Source organism: Amphritea atlantica (assembly GCF_024347255.1).
GTDB lineage: Bacteria > Pseudomonadota > Gammaproteobacteria > Pseudomonadales > Balneatricaceae > Amphritea > Amphritea atlantica.
The window spans coordinates 1-16,664 of sequence record NZ_AP025284.1; the positions used below are offsets into that span (position 1 = coordinate 1).

The 16,664-nt window shown below is 50.7% G+C and carries 16 protein-coding genes; 10 read left to right on the forward strand and 6 right to left on the reverse strand.

Going from position 1 to position 16,664, the window contains the following annotated elements; all coding sequences use genetic code 11:
• Positions 1 to 300 precede the first annotated feature (300 nt).
• The 7 genes from dnaA to OCU43_RS00035 all read left to right on the forward strand — a co-directional run bounded on the left by dnaA (position 301) and on the right by OCU43_RS00035 (position 8,857).
• Complete coding sequence (gene dnaA / locus OCU43_RS00005) at positions 301 to 1,917, forward strand: chromosomal replication initiator protein DnaA (RefSeq protein WP_091354206.1); 1,617 nt, start codon at positions 301 to 303, stop codon at positions 1,915 to 1,917.
• Positions 1,918 to 1,946: 29 nt separating this feature from the next.
• The gene (gene dnaN / locus OCU43_RS00010) at positions 1,947 to 3,050 is read left to right on the forward strand and encodes a DNA polymerase III subunit beta (RefSeq protein WP_091354209.1); all 1,104 of its coding nucleotides are present in this window, start codon (positions 1,947 to 1,949) and stop codon (positions 3,048 to 3,050) included.
• A gap of 56 nt (positions 3,051 to 3,106) precedes the next feature.
• The gene (recF, locus tag OCU43_RS00015) at positions 3,107 to 4,186 is read left to right on the forward strand and encodes a DNA replication/repair protein RecF (protein ID WP_091354211.1); all 1,080 of its coding nucleotides are present in this window, start codon (positions 3,107 to 3,109) and stop codon (positions 4,184 to 4,186) included.
• 28 nt (positions 4,187 to 4,214) lie between these two features.
• On the forward strand, positions 4,215 to 6,641 hold the full coding sequence (gene gyrB / locus OCU43_RS00020) for a DNA topoisomerase (ATP-hydrolyzing) subunit B (RefSeq protein ID WP_091354214.1): 2,427 nt from the start codon (positions 4,215 to 4,217) through the stop codon (positions 6,639 to 6,641).
• A gap of 598 nt (positions 6,642 to 7,239) precedes the next feature.
• Positions 7,240 to 7,548, forward strand: a complete 309-nt coding sequence (locus OCU43_RS00025; protein WP_091354217.1) for a helix-turn-helix domain-containing protein — start codon at positions 7,240 to 7,242, stop codon at positions 7,546 to 7,548.
• Positions 7,536 to 7,856, forward strand: a complete 321-nt coding sequence (locus OCU43_RS00030; protein WP_091354220.1) for a HipA N-terminal domain-containing protein — start codon at positions 7,536 to 7,538, stop codon at positions 7,854 to 7,856. The genes OCU43_RS00025 and OCU43_RS00030 overlap by 13 nt, the downstream gene beginning before the upstream one ends.
• Before the next feature lie 161 nt (positions 7,857 to 8,017).
• Positions 8,018 to 8,857, forward strand: a complete 840-nt coding sequence (locus OCU43_RS00035) for a type II toxin-antitoxin system HipA family toxin (RefSeq protein WP_091354222.1) — start codon at positions 8,018 to 8,020, stop codon at positions 8,855 to 8,857.
• Between the two features lie 104 nt (positions 8,858 to 8,961).
• Here OCU43_RS00035 and OCU43_RS00040 read toward each other — a convergent pair whose 3' ends face one another.
• Both OCU43_RS00040 and OCU43_RS00045 read right to left on the reverse strand, forming a co-directional pair.
• On the reverse strand, positions 8,962 to 9,897 hold the full coding sequence (locus OCU43_RS00040; RefSeq protein WP_091354224.1) for a diacylglycerol kinase catalytic domain-containing protein: 936 nt from the start codon (positions 9,895 to 9,897) through the stop codon (positions 8,962 to 8,964).
• Positions 9,897 to 10,913 carry an SPFH domain-containing protein gene (locus tag OCU43_RS00045; RefSeq protein WP_091354226.1) on the reverse strand — a complete coding sequence of 339 codons (1,017 nt, stop codon included), beginning with the start codon at positions 10,911 to 10,913 and terminating at the stop codon, positions 9,897 to 9,899. Before OCU43_RS00045 ends, OCU43_RS00040 begins: the two co-directional genes overlap by 1 nt.
• 147 nt (positions 10,914 to 11,060) lie before the next feature.
• On the opposite strand from OCU43_RS00045, the gene OCU43_RS00050 reads away from it, so the two are divergent.
• Complete coding sequence (locus OCU43_RS00050; protein ID WP_245756493.1) at positions 11,061 to 11,792, forward strand: NUDIX hydrolase; 732 nt, start codon at positions 11,061 to 11,063, stop codon at positions 11,790 to 11,792.
• Between the two features lie 278 nt (positions 11,793 to 12,070).
• Positions 12,071 to 12,268: a hypothetical protein gene (locus tag OCU43_RS00055; RefSeq protein WP_091354231.1), complete on the forward strand. Its 198-nt coding sequence runs from the start codon at positions 12,071 to 12,073 to the stop codon at positions 12,266 to 12,268.
• 137 nt (positions 12,269 to 12,405) lie between these two features.
• On the opposite strand, the gene OCU43_RS00060 is transcribed toward OCU43_RS00055, so the two are convergent.
• The 4 genes from OCU43_RS00060 to OCU43_RS00075 form a co-directional block, all read right to left on the reverse strand.
• The gene (locus OCU43_RS00060; RefSeq protein WP_091354233.1) at positions 12,406 to 13,080 is read right to left on the reverse strand and encodes a Bax inhibitor-1/YccA family protein; all 675 of its coding nucleotides are present in this window, start codon (positions 13,078 to 13,080) and stop codon (positions 12,406 to 12,408) included.
• Complete coding sequence (locus OCU43_RS00065; protein WP_175483434.1) at positions 13,080 to 13,478, reverse strand: HPF/RaiA family ribosome-associated protein; 399 nt, start codon at positions 13,476 to 13,478, stop codon at positions 13,080 to 13,082. Before OCU43_RS00065 ends, OCU43_RS00060 begins: the two co-directional genes overlap by 1 nt.
• A gap of 683 nt (positions 13,479 to 14,161) precedes the next feature.
• Positions 14,162 to 14,725, reverse strand: coding sequence for a cache domain-containing protein (locus OCU43_RS00070; protein ID WP_091354240.1), 564 nt, complete (start codon positions 14,723 to 14,725; stop codon positions 14,162 to 14,164).
• A gap of 12 nt (positions 14,726 to 14,737) precedes the next feature.
• A complete protein-coding gene (locus OCU43_RS00075; protein WP_091354241.1) occupies positions 14,738 to 15,304 on the reverse strand; it encodes an acetate uptake transporter in 567 nt (188 codons plus the stop codon).
• 550 nt (positions 15,305 to 15,854) lie between these two features.
• On the opposite strand from OCU43_RS00075, the gene OCU43_RS00080 reads away from it, so the two are divergent.
• On the forward strand, positions 15,855 to 16,649 hold the full coding sequence (locus OCU43_RS00080) for a TOBE domain-containing protein (protein ID WP_091354244.1): 795 nt from the start codon (positions 15,855 to 15,857) through the stop codon (positions 16,647 to 16,649).
• Positions 16,650 to 16,664 lie beyond the last annotated feature (15 nt).

Genomic DNA, 16,664 nt, shown 5'->3' on the forward strand with positions numbered 1-16,664 from the left:
AATCTGTTATTAACTCATATTAAAGTAATAAAAACAGATAGATACTCTGTTGATAGGTCTGAATATTAACTGTTTTTAAAGTATGGATAGTTTTTTGCATCGCCCCGCTGTTTCCCGCGCAAACTGTGGAATCTTTGCTAATTGTTTGAAAAACCAGCAGAAAAGAATTAGCAACAGATTGCGTCTAACTGTGGATAAGCGGGCGTTTAAAGGGTATTATCTGCTATTATTTTTTACGTTTACGGTCTTGTTCTCGGTCACTCAACAGCAGTGAAAACAGAGGATGTTTAAGGATTAGCTATGTCGGCTGAGTTGTGGGAACAGTGTCTTCAGAATCTTCAGGATGAGTTCCCCTCCCAACAATACAATACCTGGATCAGGCCTCTGAAGGTGTCACCAGAGTCTGATACCGGGCTGGTTTTGCTGGCACCGAACCGGTTTGTTAAGGACTGGGTGAGCGATAAATACCTTAACCGCATCCGTGAGATCGTCAACACGGTCAGTGGTGATATCGCAGCCAAAGTCAGTATCGATATCGCAGGCCGCGCCAATGGTTTCTCTCAGCGCCCTGCCCGCCCTGCACCACCGCCGGCACCGGCTCGTCGTCCGGCCAACCGCTTCGATGATTCCGGGTCGTTCTCCTCTGGCTATGATAATCAGGGCAACTTTGATTCCCAGGCTAACTTTGACTCTCAAGGCAGTTTTGATTCCCAGAACAGCTTTGATAATCGGCCTCAGGCTGCTTCACGACCTCAACCGGTGGAAGAAAATGCTCCGCAGCAGCTGGCAATTGATGACAGCAGCTTTCAGCCGATCAACCACCGTGAAATTATTGTGCCCCCTTCTGCCCAGTCAGGCTCGTCACGCAGTGTCGATGTTGAGGGTAGCGTGCGCCATCAGTCCAATCTGAACCAGTCGTTTACCTTTAACTCCTTTGTTCAGGGTAAGTCCAACCAACTGGCGCTGGCGGCGGCTCAGCAGGTGGCCGATAACCCCGGTGGTTCGTATAACCCTCTGTTTATCTACGGTGGTGTCGGTCTGGGTAAAACCCACCTGATGCATGCGGTGGGGATGGAGATGTTACAACGCAATCCGAAAGCGAAGATTGTCTACCTGCATTCTGAGCGGTTTGTGGCGGACATGGTAAAGGCGTTGCAACTGAATGCGATCAACGATTTTAAGCGTTATTACCGCTCTGTAGATGCTCTGCTGATCGATGATATTCAGTTTTTTGCCGGTAAGGAGCGTTCCCAGGAGGAGTTTTTCCACACCTTCAATGCGCTGCTCGAGGGTGGCCAGCAGATGATCCTCACCAGTGACCGCTATCCGAAAGAGATCAACGGTGTTGAGGAGCGGCTGAAATCCCGCTTTGGCTGGGGTCTGACCGTGGCGATTGAACCGCCGGAGCTGGAAACCCGGGTGGCGATTCTGATGAAAAAGGCAGAAGAGGCCCAGGTGCGTCTGCCGGATGACTCCGCTTTCTTCCTGGCGCAGAAGATCCGCTCCAACGTCCGTGAACTTGAAGGGGCGTTGAAACGGGTGATTGCCAATGCCCATTTTACCGGAAATGCGATCACCACACCTTTTATTAAAGAATCACTGAAAGACCTGCTGGCATTGCAGGATAAACAGGTTAGTATTGATAACATTCAGCGGGTTGTAGCCGATTACTATAAGATCAAAGTATCGGACCTGCTTTCGAAACGACGCAGTCGTTCTGTGGCACGGCCAAGACAGGTCGCTATGAGCCTGTCTAAAGAGCTGACCAATCACAGCTTGCCTGAGATTGGCGATGCTTTTGGTGGACGGGACCACACCACAGTACTGCATGGTTGCCGTAAAGTAGCTTCGCTGCGTGAGACCGATACGGATATAAGAGAGGATTATCAGAATCTGTTGCGTCATCTGACCGCGTAGCAGGCTGATCAATTAAGGGTAGCAAAAAGATGAAATTTGTTATTTCGCGAGAAGCGCTAATTAAACCACTGCAACTGGTTGCAGGTGTTGTGGAACGTCGTCAGACACTGCCAGTGCTTTCCAACATTCTGCTGGTTGCAGAGGGTGATCAGCTGTCGATGACCGGAACCGATCTGGAAGTTGAACTGGTGGGCCGGGTGCAGCTGGATGAACCGGCTGAAGCGGGTTCGATCACCGTGCCGGCACGTAAACTGATGGATATCTGTAAATCCCTGCCGGATTCAGCCCAGATCGAACTGACTCTCACGGGTCAGAAGATGGTGATCAAAGCGGGACGCAGCCGTTTTACTCTCTCTACCCTGCCGGCGGCTGAGTTCCCCAATGTTGAAGACAGTCCTGAATCGTTTGAGCTGAATGTTCTGCAAAGTCAGCTGCGCCATCTGATCGATCAGACCGGTTTCTCTATGGCCCAACAGGATGTCCGTTACTACCTTAACGGGATGCTGCTGGAGATCACCGAGAACAGCCTGCGCGCGGTGTCTACCGATGGTCACCGTCTGGCGACCAGTGTTGCACAGGTCGATACCAACGGTCCGGCAAACCATCAGTTTATCGTGCCCCGTAAAGGTATCCTCGAACTGGCCCGTCTGCTGCAAAGCGGCGATGATCAGGTAAAACTGGTGGTCGGTGCCAACCATATCCGCGCTCACGCTGGTGATTTCACCTTCACCTCTAAGCTGGTTGATGGCAAGTTCCCCGATTATCAGCGCGTTATTCCACAGGGTGGCGACAAGTTTATGCTGGGCACCCGTCAGGAGCTGCGCCAGGTATTCAGCCGGATTGCGATTCTGTCGAACGAAAAATACCGTGGTGTGCGTCTGTCGCTGACCAGCGGTTATCTTCAGGTGATGGCCAACAACCCGGAGCAGGAAGAAGCGGAAGAAACCGTTGCTGTGGATTATGAAGGCGATACCCTGGAGATCGGTTTCAACGTTAACTACCTGCTGGATGTGCTGTCGATTGTCAGCTCTGAGGTGGTGCGCTTTACCCTGGCTGACTCTAACAGCAGTGCGCTGATTGAGGGGCTGGACGATGCCAACTCTCTCTACGTTGTTATGCCGATGCGGATGTAATTCTGTTAGGGGGCCACAGGCCCCCTTCCTATACCTCCCCTCCTTATATAGCCGATATGCCGATAACCCAACTCAATATTCGTGCGGTTCGCAATCTCAGCGACCTCAGTCTCGCGCCTTCACCCAGTATCAATATTATTCACGGTGCCAATGGCAGCGGTAAAAGCAGTGTGCTTGAAGCGATCCACCTGCTGGGTCTGTGCCGTTCGTTTCGCACCAATAAGCTCAACCATCTGATCCAGACCGGTTCACAGCGCTGCACCGTGTTTGCTCAGCTGGATGCGATGGGTAGTGGCGTCAGTCAGCCCCTGGGAGTGGAGCGCAATCTGGAGAGCGATTGCCGCATCCGCTATGCCGGCAATAACATCGATATCACCACCCTCGCCGAGCTGTTACCGATCCAGGTGATCAACTCAGAAACCTTCATGATTCTCGAAGGTAGTCCGGCCATCAGGCGGCAATTTCTCGACTGGGGCTCATTTCACTCAAATCCTGAATTTATAAGGCTTTGGCGTGGTTTCAGACGGGTATTAAAACAGAGAAATTCTCTGCTGAAATATGGTAAAATCGAGCAACGGATTCGGGTGGTCTGGGACCAGGAATTTATTAGCTACGCGGAGCAGCTGAATACGCTTCGCGAACTGTATATTGAAGCATTAAAACCCGAATTTGATCTGATCCTTGCTGACCTGCTTGAGGGCATCAGCATCGATCTGAGTTTTAGTCCCGGTTGGGACAAAAAACGTGGCCTGGATCAGGTGTTGGATGAAAACTTTGAACGCGATCTGCGTCAGGGTTACACCAGTGCCGGTCCGCAACGGGCCGACCTGCGGCTTAAGGTAGATGGCCACACCGCGTCAGAACGTCTCTCAAGGGGGCAGAAAAAGGTGGTGGTGAGCGCCCTTAAACTGGCGCAGGGAGTTTTATTTTACAAATTGAACAGTCGGGCCTGTATCTATCTGATCGATGATTTACCGTCAGAGCTGGATCAGCACCATAGCCGACTGTTCTGTAACTATTTAGAAAAAACAGCCAGTCAGTGCTTTATCACCTGTGTTGATAAGGATGCTTTGACGGAGTACTGGTCAGAGCCAGCCGGGTTACGTTTTTTCAACATACAAGACGGGTGCCTGTAGCGCCCGGAAAGCAAGCCAGGAGAACTGAATGAGCGTCGAAAATCAGGAATACGATTCTTCCAGTATTAAAGTCCTAAAGGGACTGGATGCGGTTCGTAAGCGCCCGGGAATGTATATTGGCGATACGGACGATGGTACTGGTCTGCATCATATGGTTTTCGAGATTGTTGATAACTCGATCGATGAGGCGCTGGCCGGTCACTGTAGTGAGATAAAAGTGACGATCCATGGCGATAACAGCGTCACGGTGTCAGACAACGGCCGGGGTATTCCGACTGAACTGCATGAAGAGGAAGGGGTATCGGCGGCCGAAGTTATCATGACGGTACTGCATGCCGGCGGTAAGTTCGATGATAACTCCTATAAAGTCTCCGGTGGTCTCCACGGTGTGGGTGTCTCAGTAGTTAACGCCCTCTCTGCCGAGCTGAGACTGACTATCCGCCGCAGAGGCGATGTCTATGAGCAGACCTACCGCCACGGTGTTCCCGATGAGCCGCTGAAAGTGGTTGGTCAGACAGAAACCTCCGGCACCTCAGTGCGCTTCTGGCCCTCTGAAGATACCTTCCACAACCAGCTCGAGTTTAAATTCGATATCCTGGCGAAACGCCTGCGGGAGCTTTCCTTCCTCAACTCCGGTGTGGCTATCCGGCTTAAGGATGAGCGCAGCGGTGAAGAGGAGCTGTTTGCCTATGAAGGGGGGCTGAGCTCCTTTGTTGATTTCCTCAACACCAACAAAACCCCCGTTAACAAGATGTTCCATATCAATGTTATGCATGAGAATGGTGTTGGCGTTGAAGTGGCGATGCAGTGGAACGACAGCTATCAGGAAAATATCCACTCCTTTACCAACAACATCCCTCAGCGTGATGGTGGTACTCACCTGTCCGGTTTCCGGACCGCCCTCACCCGTGCCCTGAACAACTATATCGAAGCGGAAAAGCTCAATAAGAATGCTAAAGGCGCCACCACCGGTGATGATTGCCGGGAAGGTCTCACCGCCATCGTATCGGTTAAAGTGCCCGACCCTAAGTTCTCCTCCCAGACCAAGGACAAACTGGTCTCCTCTGAGGTGAAAACTGCGGTTGAGCAGGCGATGTATGAGCAGCTTAACGATTACCTGCAGGAAAACCCTCAGGACGCCAAAGCGGTTGTATCGAAGATGATCGATGCTGCCCGTGCCCGGGAAGCGGCGCGTAAAGCCCGTGAGATGACCCGCCGTAAAGGTGCCCTGGATATCGCCGGATTGCCCGGCAAGCTGGCCGACTGTCAGGAGAAAGATCCGGCCCTTTCTGAAATCTACCTCGTGGAGGGTGATTCTGCGGGTGGTTCAGCCAAACAGGGCCGCAACCGTAAATCGCAGGCGATTCTGCCGCTGAAGGGTAAGATCCTCAACGTCGAGAAAGCCCGTTTTGACAAGATGCTGGCCTCAGCCGAAGTCGGCACTCTGATTACCGCACTGGGCACCGGTATCGGCCGGGAAGAGTTTAACGCCGACAAACTGCGTTACCACTCCATCATTATCATGACCGATGCCGACGTGGATGGATCACACATCCGCACCCTGCTGCTCACCTTCTTCTTCCGGCAGATGCCAGAGATTATCGAGCGCGGCCATGTATTTATCGCCCAGCCGCCTCTGTATAAGATCAAAAAAGGTAAGCAGGAGCAGTATCTGAAAGATGATGATGCGCTGGAAAACTACCTGCTGCAGGGCGCGCTGGAAGGCGCATCGATGCATGTGAATGCCGATGCTCCACCAATCAGCGGCACCGGTCTGGAAGAGATTGTTAACCGTTATCGCGCCGTTGATAAGATGCTTATCCGTCTCTCCCGCCTCTATCCTGAGCCGATTCTGCGGCAGATGGTCTATACCACTCGCCTGACACAGGATGATCTGAAAGATGAACAGAAGGTTGCCGAATGGATCGATCAGGTCTGCGATGGACTGGGTGACCATCTGGATGGTGGTGATGTCTACACCTCCTCCGCTGCTGAGGATATGGAGCACCAGGGCATCTTCCTGCCCAGCGTAAAAGTGATTCAGCACGGCGTTAGCCATCACTACACCTTTGACCAGGCATTCTTCGAGTCCCGCGATTACAACGCGCTGACCAGTCTGGGTGACACCCTAGACGGACTGCTGGAAGAGACCGCCTACTTTAAACGTGGCGAACGCACCCTGCCCACCTCCAACTTTACCACCGGTCTTAACTGGCTGATGGAACAGTCCAAACGCGGCTACTACATCCAGCGCTATAAGGGACTGGGCGAGATGAACCCGGAACAGCTATGGGAAACCACCATGGACCCGGAACAGCGCCGTATGCTGCGCGTCACCATCGACGACGCCATCGCTGCAGATATGCTGTTCACCACCCTGATGGGCGATGAAGTAGAGCCGCGCCGTGACTTTATCGAGACCAATGCGTTGAATGTGTCCAATCTGGATATTTGATGGGTGTTGTCATTTAGGGTGACATAAACGAAGAAGCAGCCGAAATGGCTGCTTTTTTATGTCTGAAAATTACTTGTGTTTGTGCAAACTTAATATCGAATAATAATCTAAAAACCGCCCACTGCCTGGTCGGCCTCGCCAACTTCCCTGCGCGTTTTCTTTTCCAAAAGCATGGGAAAACTTCAATCCTCGGTTTCATAGAGGGGATCATCAACGTGCGAGATAGTTGATTCGGCTAATTGAGTCGATTTCTCTTTGAGGTACTCTTAGGTAAAAGGGCTTTGACCCCTTTTAATTTCTCTCCTCCGTTATTGCTTTATCTCTGTGCCCTCGGTGTCCTCTGTGGTGAGTTTAGTGCGGTGTTACCACCTAATGAAAGGGTCAAGATCAATAAGCTGATCAATCGGCTCAGATACGCTGAACTCACTCGTTCATGAGTTACTGTGTTTGTTACAACACTAAAAATAAGCTATCTATTATTTTTTTGCTATTTATAGTCTAAAAATAAGCAATAATTTACATATTGCTTTGACTTATCTATTATTACTTATAAATTGTCTTTAGATTAGTCTAAAAATAAGCAAGGGGTTATGTTCTGATGAGCGATACGAAACTCTCTAACGCTGAAGTCCAGTCTTTCCTGACCGACTTGGGGGTGCTTTATGAGAAGCAGGCTGCTGAACTCTCATTGCTTCGTCAGCAGCAAGACTTCAAACCAATTGAGTCTTTAGCTGAAGTCGTTAAACAAGCCAGGAAGGATCAGGGCGTGACGATAGAGGATCTTGCTACCTATAGTGGCGTATCTCATATGACCATTTCAAAAATTGAAAAGGGTCAGACTAATGTGAAGGCTGAGCTTATGATCGCAGTATTGGCTGCGCTGGGTAAAAAGCTATGGGTAGGATAGCAATTGTATTTTTTAACGCTCAAGTGGCTGGTGAGCTGAGAGAAATAGACGGTGGTGGTTTTGAGTTTCAATACAAGCCTGACTATTTTGCTGACGGGGCTCCTCTCTCATACAGGCTACCTCTGCAGCAAGAGCCGTTTAAGTCTGATGTATTGTTTCCTTTTTTTGAAAATTTGGCAGCTGAGGGTTGGATGAAAGAGGTTCAGTCAGTCAACCAGAAAATTGATGAAAGAGACACGTTTGGACTGTTGTTGCAAAACGGAGATGATTTAGCCGGAGCCGTAACGTTGAAGGAAGCTCAGCCATGACACACTGTTATATCTCGTTAGAAGCGCTGGCGAGTAGCAATAAAAATCCGCTGATGAAAGATGTTGCGGCTAAGGCCTTTTATGGTTCCGACAAAGTTTCGGCGGCTTTAGGTGTTTCTCGATAGGCGTTTTTTCAAAAAGGTCGCCAGTTCACTAAAGGCATGTCCATTTCCGGGGTTCAGCAGAAACTTTCATTGAAAGTAGATTCTGATACGTCAGCCTTAGTACCAACAACAAGTGATGGCGAGTATATATTAAAGCCGTCCCCCGATGGTTTAGAGGCCTGTGCTGAAATGGAGCACCTTTGTATGGGCATTAGCCGTGCGATGGGAATAGAGACCGCTGAGTCTGGTTTGGTTGAGTTTTCAGATGGAGAAAAAGCATATATCACCAAGCGATATGATCGGACCTCAACAGGGAAGTTGCATCAGGAAGATCTCTGCTCCCTTTCAGACCGTTTAAAAGATGATAAGTATGACAGCTCGTATGAAGCTGCCGGGGTACTGCTGAGGACAGTGACTGGAAATAAAATGGCCGTGCAGAACGAATATTTTAAGAGGGTTCTGCTTTCTTATCTGGTTGGTAATGACGATCAGCACTTAAAGAACTTCAGCGTTATTCGGCAGCCCGATAACAAAGGCCTTACCTACGATAGGTTAACTCCGAATTACGATATCTTGTGCACAGCGTTTTATCCGACGGATGGCATTGGCCAGTTGGCGATGCCTTTATTAGAAAGTGAAAAGGAAGGAGTTTTTTCTGAGGCTCATGACTATTTTGGTTACTACACCAAGCAGGACTTCATGATGTTAGCTGAAAAGATAGGCCTGAGATCTGTTGCTGCTGAGAAGGCAATAAAATCATTCGGGAAGAAACTAGGGCTGGCTAATCAACTGATTGATAGATCCTATGTTCCGGAACATCTCAAGGAGAAGATGAAAGATTTGCTGGCGCTCAGATATAGAGCTATTTGTGCTGAAAAACCTCAATCAAATGAGTAGCTTTAATCATACTGAGCGTGGCCCTTCTCCGTTAGAGCTTTATCTCTGTGCCCTCGGTGTCCTCTGTGGTGAGTTTAGTGTAACGATACTCGCCTGCCTACCGGTTATCCCATTACCAGCCTCCCCCGCTTTTCTGCCAGCCCAATAGTTACCCTGCAGCCAGAGTTAAACAGTAAGTAGTCATTTTCCACACCATCGGAGAAGATAACCCCATTCTCCGGCATCATGGATTCTAAACTCAGTGGTTTGTTCAGGCTTACCTCGCCAAACACTAATGAGGTGGATGAGGTTCGGCTGGGGAAAGGTTCCCGCACGGCAAATTGCAGTTTCTGTGCGCTCCAGTCAAACCCACCCTGTAGAGGGTGGTTCTGAGTGCCGGTTTCTTTCATGACACCAACAGCACCGGCCAAGACGGACGCAAACCAGCCGGTAGAGCCAAACCCTGTGGAGACGATGATTCCCGACGAGGATTGCTGTTCCGTCTGCCCGTCCCAGGTCAGGGAATAACGGGCTGAGGTGTGACTTTTTGGCCCGATAAACAGATCATTGATGGCTAACAGGGTTTGGCCATCATTGGTTCGCGCCTGCGCAAAGGTGATCTCATTAACGGTAGATTGTCCTTTGCTGACGGTGCTGATGACACTGTCCAGGTCTTTCGTTTCGAAAGGCAGCAGGATGCCATCCCAGCGCTGAGGATCGGGGTTGATGGCGATGACCGGCTGTCCGTCGAGGTACTTCAGGGTGTTTGCCACCAGACCGTCCTGACCAATCACCACGACCACATCATCTGGCCCGAACTGGAAGCTGGGCAGGTATTGACGGCTGAGGGACTGAAACCGCCCACGGGCTTTTAATACCTGCTCGATCTCCTGTACGCGCTGTCGGTAAAGATCATGCTCGGCCAGATAGTCACTGGGATCAGCCTGATTGTGTTCGAGGTAGAATTGCGCCTGAGGCCAGGTATTAAACCGCCCTACCAGCTCTTCAAGCCTTGTTTTGCGCCATACCAGGACATAGCGGGTTTGATTTGTCGTAGTCATTATCCGGCCTTTTTCATCAGTTGAGAGAACAGATCTGGAGAGATATTTAACTCACCAATTTTCGCGGCGTTTTGTGCTAAAGAATCGAAAGCAAAGGCGAACAGCTGATCGGCCTGCATGTTGCTCATCGCCATGGCTTTGAGGCTTTCCACGGGGATGCTTTGATAGGCTTTCAGTTGCGCTTCAATCGCGTAGGCCTGTGTTTCCGCTTCAATCTTGCCGTTTTTAGCATTCAGTTGTACCAGCTGGATTCGCTGACTTTCTGCTTCGATATCGGCCTGAAGTCTCTCTTGTTCGATCTCTTTTCTGGCCCTCATCAGGTTGCGCTCGTTGGTAACCTGCTCCTGTTTAATTTCCTGCTCTTTTTTCTGCACTTCCAGATCGGTTTGTAACTCGGCTTCCCGGATGGTTCTTTCCTGTTCCACCGCGGCTTTCCGGCGCAGATAGATGGCGTCATCCGCTTCTTTGAGAATCGACTCCCGGGCTTCCGCTTCCAGTGCCCGGACGGTTTCCGGCGCGGGAGTAATGCCGGTGATACTCAGATCCACCACCTCGATGCCCAGGGTCTGCAGTGCTGGTTCAACTGCCAGCCCCTGCTGAGTGTTCGTCATGAGTTGTTTCGTCAGTTTCAGGGCTTCTCTTAGTTTGACGGCCTGTATATCTGCCTGAAAGCGGTTTTGTACGAAGCGGATCATGCGATCATCTAAGCGCAAAGGGTCTTCTGTTGTATAACGGTTTTCTCTGGGGCTCACGGTGTAGTTCATCACCTCCGCCAACTGGTCGGGGTTAACAATGCGATAACTCAGCTGCCCCTGAACCCGCACCTCCTGGAAGTCTTCTGTCTGTAGGTTGAAGATAAATGAGGCTTCCTGCACGCTGGTCGGCACACAGGCAATGGAGGCTGTCGCCGGGTTATACCAGAAACTGATGCCCTGGCCTTTTCGGCGGACTTTACCGTTGGCTGTTTTAATGGCGTACGTTGCTGCGTCGGCTTTAAAGAATTTAATTCCAAACATGATTATCTCTCCTTCAATATAGTGTCTTTATGTCACTAATATAAATAGTGGCTTATGGTCACTTATTGTGTCAAGCACTAAGTGACAAAAAGACACAAATTAATTAGAATGGCGTTATCCCCTTCTAAACCCTAAAGCAGCCTGAATATGTCAGAACAATCAGTAATGGATGAAGCAACTTACCTGCAGCAATATGACCCAAAGCAGTTCGATAGCCCTTTGGTAACCGTCGATGCTGCACTGTTTACCTATCATGATGGCGTGTTAAAGGTGTTGCTGGTGGAACGGGCGAGTCATCCAGAGCTGGGCAAATGGGGGTTACCGGGGGGATTTATCGATGTCCATCGGGTGGCTGATCTGACACAGGCTATTAATGGTGTCATTGAGGATAAAACCGGAATAACTGCGCCCTACCTTGAGCAACTGGCCAGCTATGGCAACAACCAGCGTGATAAACGGGGCTGGTCGGTTACGGTCAGTTATACCGCGCTGATGGCTTATCAGGCCTGCGAGGTCAGAATAGCAACGGTGGCTGATGCGCAATGGGTTGATGTTGAACAACTGCCGGAGATGACACTGGCGTTTGATCATATGACGATCATTGAGGCTGGTCGTGAAAGGCTAAAGCAAAAAGCGCTCTACTCTATCGTGCCCGCTTATGCCCTGGCGGAGGAGTTTACTTTTCCTGAGTTGCAGCACCTGCATGAGCTGCTCATTGGCAAACCGTTGCAAAAACGCTCGTTTCGTCGCCGTATTGAACAGGCAAACCTTTTGGAGGATACCGGTAAGTTCCGAAAAGACGCCGGGAGACCGGCTATTTTATACCGGCTTGCCGCAGATGCTGAGCAATACCGTTTTGTGCGAAACCTGGAAGATTAAGTCGGTTCATTATTCCTGGCGTAGCTGAGCTTCTCTATGTTTGCCATAACCCGGAATAGTTTTTGCTCTTTCCTCTGTTGACCGCGTTTGTGGGTGACAAATGGTCCGGTTTTGTTCTGTAAGGCACAAAATCAGCGTAGATTCGTTGAATAACTTACAGCCTTTCCAGGCTATTTCCCCGGTTTTTATCTGACTATTCAGTCGGGCCATCGTGGTCAAAGATGTGGTGGAAGCCCTGTTGTAGCTGCCACAGACTAATAATTACAGGAGAAATTGATATGGCTAAGTTCTATGTGGAAACGGGTGCAAATGCGGCGGGTGAGTTTGTGGTGCATAACGAGACCTGTGCTTCCCTGCCTGACAAAGAAAAACTGCTTTACCTGGGCTCGCGCAGTAACGCTGCTGCGCCGTTGAATGAAGCGGCGATGTATCAGTGTGCGCCTTCCGCGCCCTGCCCTGAATGCATTACCAGCTAATAGGTTAATCTCAATGATAAAAGCCCGCAGTTGCGGGCTTTTTGTTGGCTTTTCCTCCCCCGTTAGCGTTTTATCTCTGTGCTTCCGGTGTCCTCTGAGGTGAATTTAGTGGGGTGACCCCCCTGTTTTATGCCGCTTTACTCATCACTCATAAACCCCATCAGATGAAGCAGACTGGTGAATAGATTAAAGATCGACACAAACAGTGTGGTTGTCGCCATGATGTAGTTGGTTTCACCACCGTGGATGATGTTGCTGGTTTCGTAGAGGATGAGACCCGACATTAACAGCACAAACATGGCGGAAACCACCAGAGACAGCGCGGCTATTTCAAAGAAAAACGCGCCGATACCGGCCAGGAACGCCACCAGAATGCCGACCGTTAAAAAACCGCCCATAAAGCTGAAGTCTTTATTGGTGGTGACAACATAGGCTGACAGGCCGAGGAAGATAACCCCGGTTGCCGCCATGGCATTCATGATGATCTGTCCGCCGTTTGGCAAGCTCATATAGGCACTCAGTATCGGTCCCAGGGTTAGCCCCATAAATCCGGTCAGTGCAAATACGCAGACGATGCCTAAACCGCTGTTACGAAACTTCGAGGTGGCGAACAGCAAACCGAAGTAGCCAACCAGGGTAATAATGATACCTGGATGTGGAAGATTCAGGGCCATGGAGAGGCCTGCGGTCGCGCCACTGAACAGCAGTGTCATCGACAACAGCATATAGGTGTTTTTAAGCACCCGGTTCTGGATGCGGGTTGAGTCGGAGCCCGCAGCATATGCCGGGCTTGAGCTGATAGGCTTGTCCATTAGTGTTCTCCTGCTACAGACAAATATTCGTCGTATTCTGTTTCTGTCCCCAGCTGCGATTCGTTGAGCAACCTGTTTTTGGGACGGATGCCCTTGCTGCGTGTGCGAGCCAGGCGTCGTGTAAGAGTTCTGCTGGCCCGTGAGGCGGCGCTATCAATCGCCTCCTGCCAGTTTTGCCGCACATCGTCTATGACGATATCGCGCTGCCCTGCGATCAGGATGCGTACCTGGCAGCGCTTATCTTCGCCCCCTCGCGGGCCATTAATATCGGAAAGAGTGACATTAATTTGATTTGTCTGGTCATATCGTGATGCCAGTGCAAACGTCATCCGCCGGCGGACATACTCTTCCAGCCCTTTTTTTATAGAAACATGGCGAACCTTCAGATTAATTTTCATCTTGCTCTCCTGCATTCTGGTAGGGATATAGTGCATTGAGGTTTTATCTTAGGGCCAGAAAACAGCAAGTAATATTCGAATTAAATATAAAAATAGATCGAAAAAACCGATCTTATGATTGAAATGGTTTAACTTCAGGCGGTTACACTGCTTCCTGCTGTTGTAGGAGACGCGCCCCCGCGGCGAGTGTTTTATCGCCCTTAAAAAGGGCTCCTACAGATACAGCCATTGTCGGATGCTGGTGTGGGAGGCGCGCCCTCGCGGTCAGTGTTTTATCGCCCTTGAAAAGGGCTCCTACAGATGTAGCCATTCTAGGATGTTGGGTGGGAGGTGCGCCCTCGCGGCGAGTGTTTTATCGCCCTTGAAAAGGGCTCCTACAGATGTAGCCATTCTAGGATGTTGGGTGGGAGGTGCGCCCTCGCGGCGAGTGTTTTATCGCTCTTAAAAAGGGCTCCTACAGATGCAGTTATTGTAGGATGCTGTTGTGGGAGGTGCGCCCTCGCGGCGATTGTTTTATCGCTCTTGAAAAGAGCTTCGACAGATACAGCCATTGTAGGATGCTGGTGTGGGAGGCGCGCCCTCGCGGCGATTGTTTTATTGCCCTTGAAAAGGGCTTCTACAGATACAGCCATTGTAGGATGCTGAAGCCCGCTTCCGCGGGCTTTTTGCTGGCCGGAACAGGCTTAATGGTCAAAACTGCCCGGGTCGGCCAGCTGTTCGGTCATCTTGTTGAGTTGCTCCACGGACAATGTTTCATCATAGACTCCGGCCGCCACCTGAATGCCGGTGGAGAACGCCAGATCAGCGGTCACAGCGTAACTTAATTTACGCGATGTCTGCCCCGCCCCTGGCCGGGTCCACTGATATTCAACCCAGCCGCCGTTTTTATGTTTTGCGGCGTCGCACAGCTCCTTAAAGATAAACTTGCCGTTGTTGTCGGTGACCTGCATGATCGGCCGTCCCACCAGATCCGGGCGCATTGGGTGGGCGACCATCCGGTCAAGCCGGCAGTCAAAGGCAAACACATAGCTGTCTTTCCATACCCAGGGTCCATCGGCATTGTTCAGTGATGGAATGGCCGAGGCCCCCTTGGTTTGCAGCACCTTGGCTGCACTCCACACTTTGGTGACCACTTCATCAGGGGTGGCGGCACCTTCATCGGCAGCGGCGGCAGTGCAGAGAACGGTCGTGATGGTAACGGTGAGCGCCAGCAGCGCCTGTCGGGTCTGTTTGCGAATAGAATACATGATGATCTCCTCTCAGGCTTTGATCCAGGGGTTGCCGACCGGCAGAATGCTGCGACCATAGACGTCAGCAAAAATAACATGCGCCATCATATACCAGGCAGCCAGTGCCGTAGCCATCAGTTCATAGCCCGCTACGACGGTGAGTTGTGGATAGCCGAAGTGAGCCAGATCCAGCAGGATAAAACCGATCAGCAGCAGTGTGAAAGTGGTGGCCATCGCGCCGTGAATACGCAAGGCACCAATCCACAGAATGGCGGTGAACAGCGTCCAGGCTACCAGAAACCAGCCAATATCGGTTTTACTGGAGACGTAGATGTTGAACTGGTTACCGATCAGCAGTAGCGCCAGTGAGATCCAGAACGCGCCATAGGCGGTAAAGGCGCAATAGCCAAAGTTGTTGCCGGTCGATTTTTCCTGAAAGCCGGCGATCATCTGCGCCAGGCCGCCAAAGATCAGCCCCAGCCAGATCACCGGACCGATCCCCATCCAGCCAACATTGTGAAACTGCAGCACCATTGTTGTCAGTCCAAAGCCCCCCAGCCCGACGACAGCTGGGTTTCCCTGCTTCTGTTGTTCCATCAGTTCTCTCTCCTTTATCCATTAATTTTGTATGGTTATTGTGCGACCATCTTATGGACTATCCCCGGCAGAGCAATGATACCTATGGCTAGCATTCTGCATTCCATTGATATCTGTCATGTTTGGCGCGGGCTAACCTGAAACAGAGCGCTGTATCAGCAGCCTGACAGGTTATCCGGGCGTGTTGTAAACAGGACAGTGAACGACATTTTTTCTGTTATATTTCGCAGAATTGTCAGCAAGCTAACAAAATAAAAATAAGATAATCCTTTATTTTCAGTTAGTTAAAGAATGGCATTTCTTATGCAGTACGCTATGTAGTGATACCTAATAACGGTTGTTATCTGCCGCTGCCGGATTTGTCCGGTACCGTTGCTCTGGCGATTAGCGGGCCAGATGGGGCAGCGACAGACCACCGTTAGGACAGGGGGAATAAGGCTTGGTTTGTGTTTATCGCGAGAAGCGCTATATAGTTATACCTAATAGCGCTTTTGGGCGATATCATGCCAGGCCCACCGGCTTTCAGACGGTGGTGGTTGAGGAGATCAGGATGAAGACGCCGACAGGGCAGAAGCAGGACAAGGGGCCATTGATGGATCGTGGCCGTAAATATGACCATCTGGAGTTGTTGGAGCAGATCGATGCCAGTGGCTCGATTACTGCCGCAGCCAGTCTGATGGGGATGAGTTACAAAACCGCCTGGGATGCGGTTGAAGCGATTAACAACCTGGCTGAGGCCCCGCTGGTTGAACGGCGGGTGGGTGGACGCAATGGTGGTGGTGCGGTGCTGACCGTCAATGGCCGCCGGCTGGTGTCGGCGTACCGTCGTCTCGATAAAGAACGGCAGCAGGTTTTGAATCAGCTTAATCAGGTGATGGAAGACTTTGAGGCCTACTACAAAATTATCAGGAAGTACGATTTGAAAACCAGCGCACGGAATCAGTTTTCAGGCAGAGTCAAAGCGATTAAACAGGGCGGGGTTAATGCTGAGGTGGTGCTGGATATCGGGGGCGGTGATGAGATAGTTGCTAACATCACCTGCGACAGTGTCGAACATCTGGAGCTGAAAGTGGGCGATGAAGCTTACGCCATGATCAAGTCATCCTGGGTGATTCTGACCAGTAATAACAACCTAAAAACCAGCTCCCGCAATAAACTTACCGGCAAGGTGGTTCGCTGCCATGAGGGGGCGGTTAATGCTGAGGTGATTGTTGAGCTGCCGGGGGGGAAAACCCTTACCTCGATTATTACCAATGAAAGCGTGACCGATATGGGGTTGAAAGTCGGTAGCGAGGTGACCGCGCTGATTAAATCGTCCAACGTCATCCTGGCCGTAGCCTGCTAACCGACTGAGTAAAAG

Coding starts and splice junctions, on each gene's coding strand:
- dnaA (WP_091354206.1), top strand. CDS start 301: ATGTCGGCTGAGTTGTGGGAACAGTGTCTTCAGAATCTTCAGGATGAG.
- dnaN (WP_091354209.1), top strand. CDS start 1,947: ATGAAATTTGTTATTTCGCGAGAAGCGCTAATTAAACCACTGCAACTG.
- recF (WP_091354211.1), top strand. CDS start 3,107: ATGCCGATAACCCAACTCAATATTCGTGCGGTTCGCAATCTCAGCGAC.
- gyrB (WP_091354214.1), top strand. CDS start 4,215: ATGAGCGTCGAAAATCAGGAATACGATTCTTCCAGTATTAAAGTCCTA.
- OCU43_RS00025 (WP_091354217.1), top strand. CDS start 7,240: ATGAGCGATACGAAACTCTCTAACGCTGAAGTCCAGTCTTTCCTGACC.
- OCU43_RS00030 (WP_091354220.1), top strand. CDS start 7,536: ATGGGTAGGATAGCAATTGTATTTTTTAACGCTCAAGTGGCTGGTGAG.
- OCU43_RS00035 (WP_091354222.1), top strand. CDS start 8,018: ATGTCCATTTCCGGGGTTCAGCAGAAACTTTCATTGAAAGTAGATTCT.
- OCU43_RS00040 (WP_091354224.1), bottom strand. CDS start 9,897: ATGACTACGACAAATCAAACCCGCTATGTCCTGGTATGGCGCAAAACA.
- OCU43_RS00045 (WP_091354226.1), bottom strand. CDS start 10,913: ATGTTTGGAATTAAATTCTTTAAAGCCGACGCAGCAACGTACGCCATT.
- OCU43_RS00050 (WP_245756493.1), top strand. CDS start 11,061: ATGTCAGAACAATCAGTAATGGATGAAGCAACTTACCTGCAGCAATAT.
- OCU43_RS00055 (WP_091354231.1), top strand. CDS start 12,071: ATGGCTAAGTTCTATGTGGAAACGGGTGCAAATGCGGCGGGTGAGTTT.
- OCU43_RS00060 (WP_091354233.1), bottom strand. CDS start 13,080: ATGGACAAGCCTATCAGCTCAAGCCCGGCATATGCTGCGGGCTCCGAC.
- OCU43_RS00065 (WP_175483434.1), bottom strand. CDS start 13,478: ATGAAAATTAATCTGAAGGTTCGCCATGTTTCTATAAAAAAAGGGCTG.
- OCU43_RS00070 (WP_091354240.1), bottom strand. CDS start 14,725: ATGTATTCTATTCGCAAACAGACCCGACAGGCGCTGCTGGCGCTCACC.
- OCU43_RS00075 (WP_091354241.1), bottom strand. CDS start 15,304: ATGGAACAACAGAAGCAGGGAAACCCAGCTGTCGTCGGGCTGGGGGGC.
- OCU43_RS00080 (WP_091354244.1), top strand. CDS start 15,855: ATGAAGACGCCGACAGGGCAGAAGCAGGACAAGGGGCCATTGATGGAT.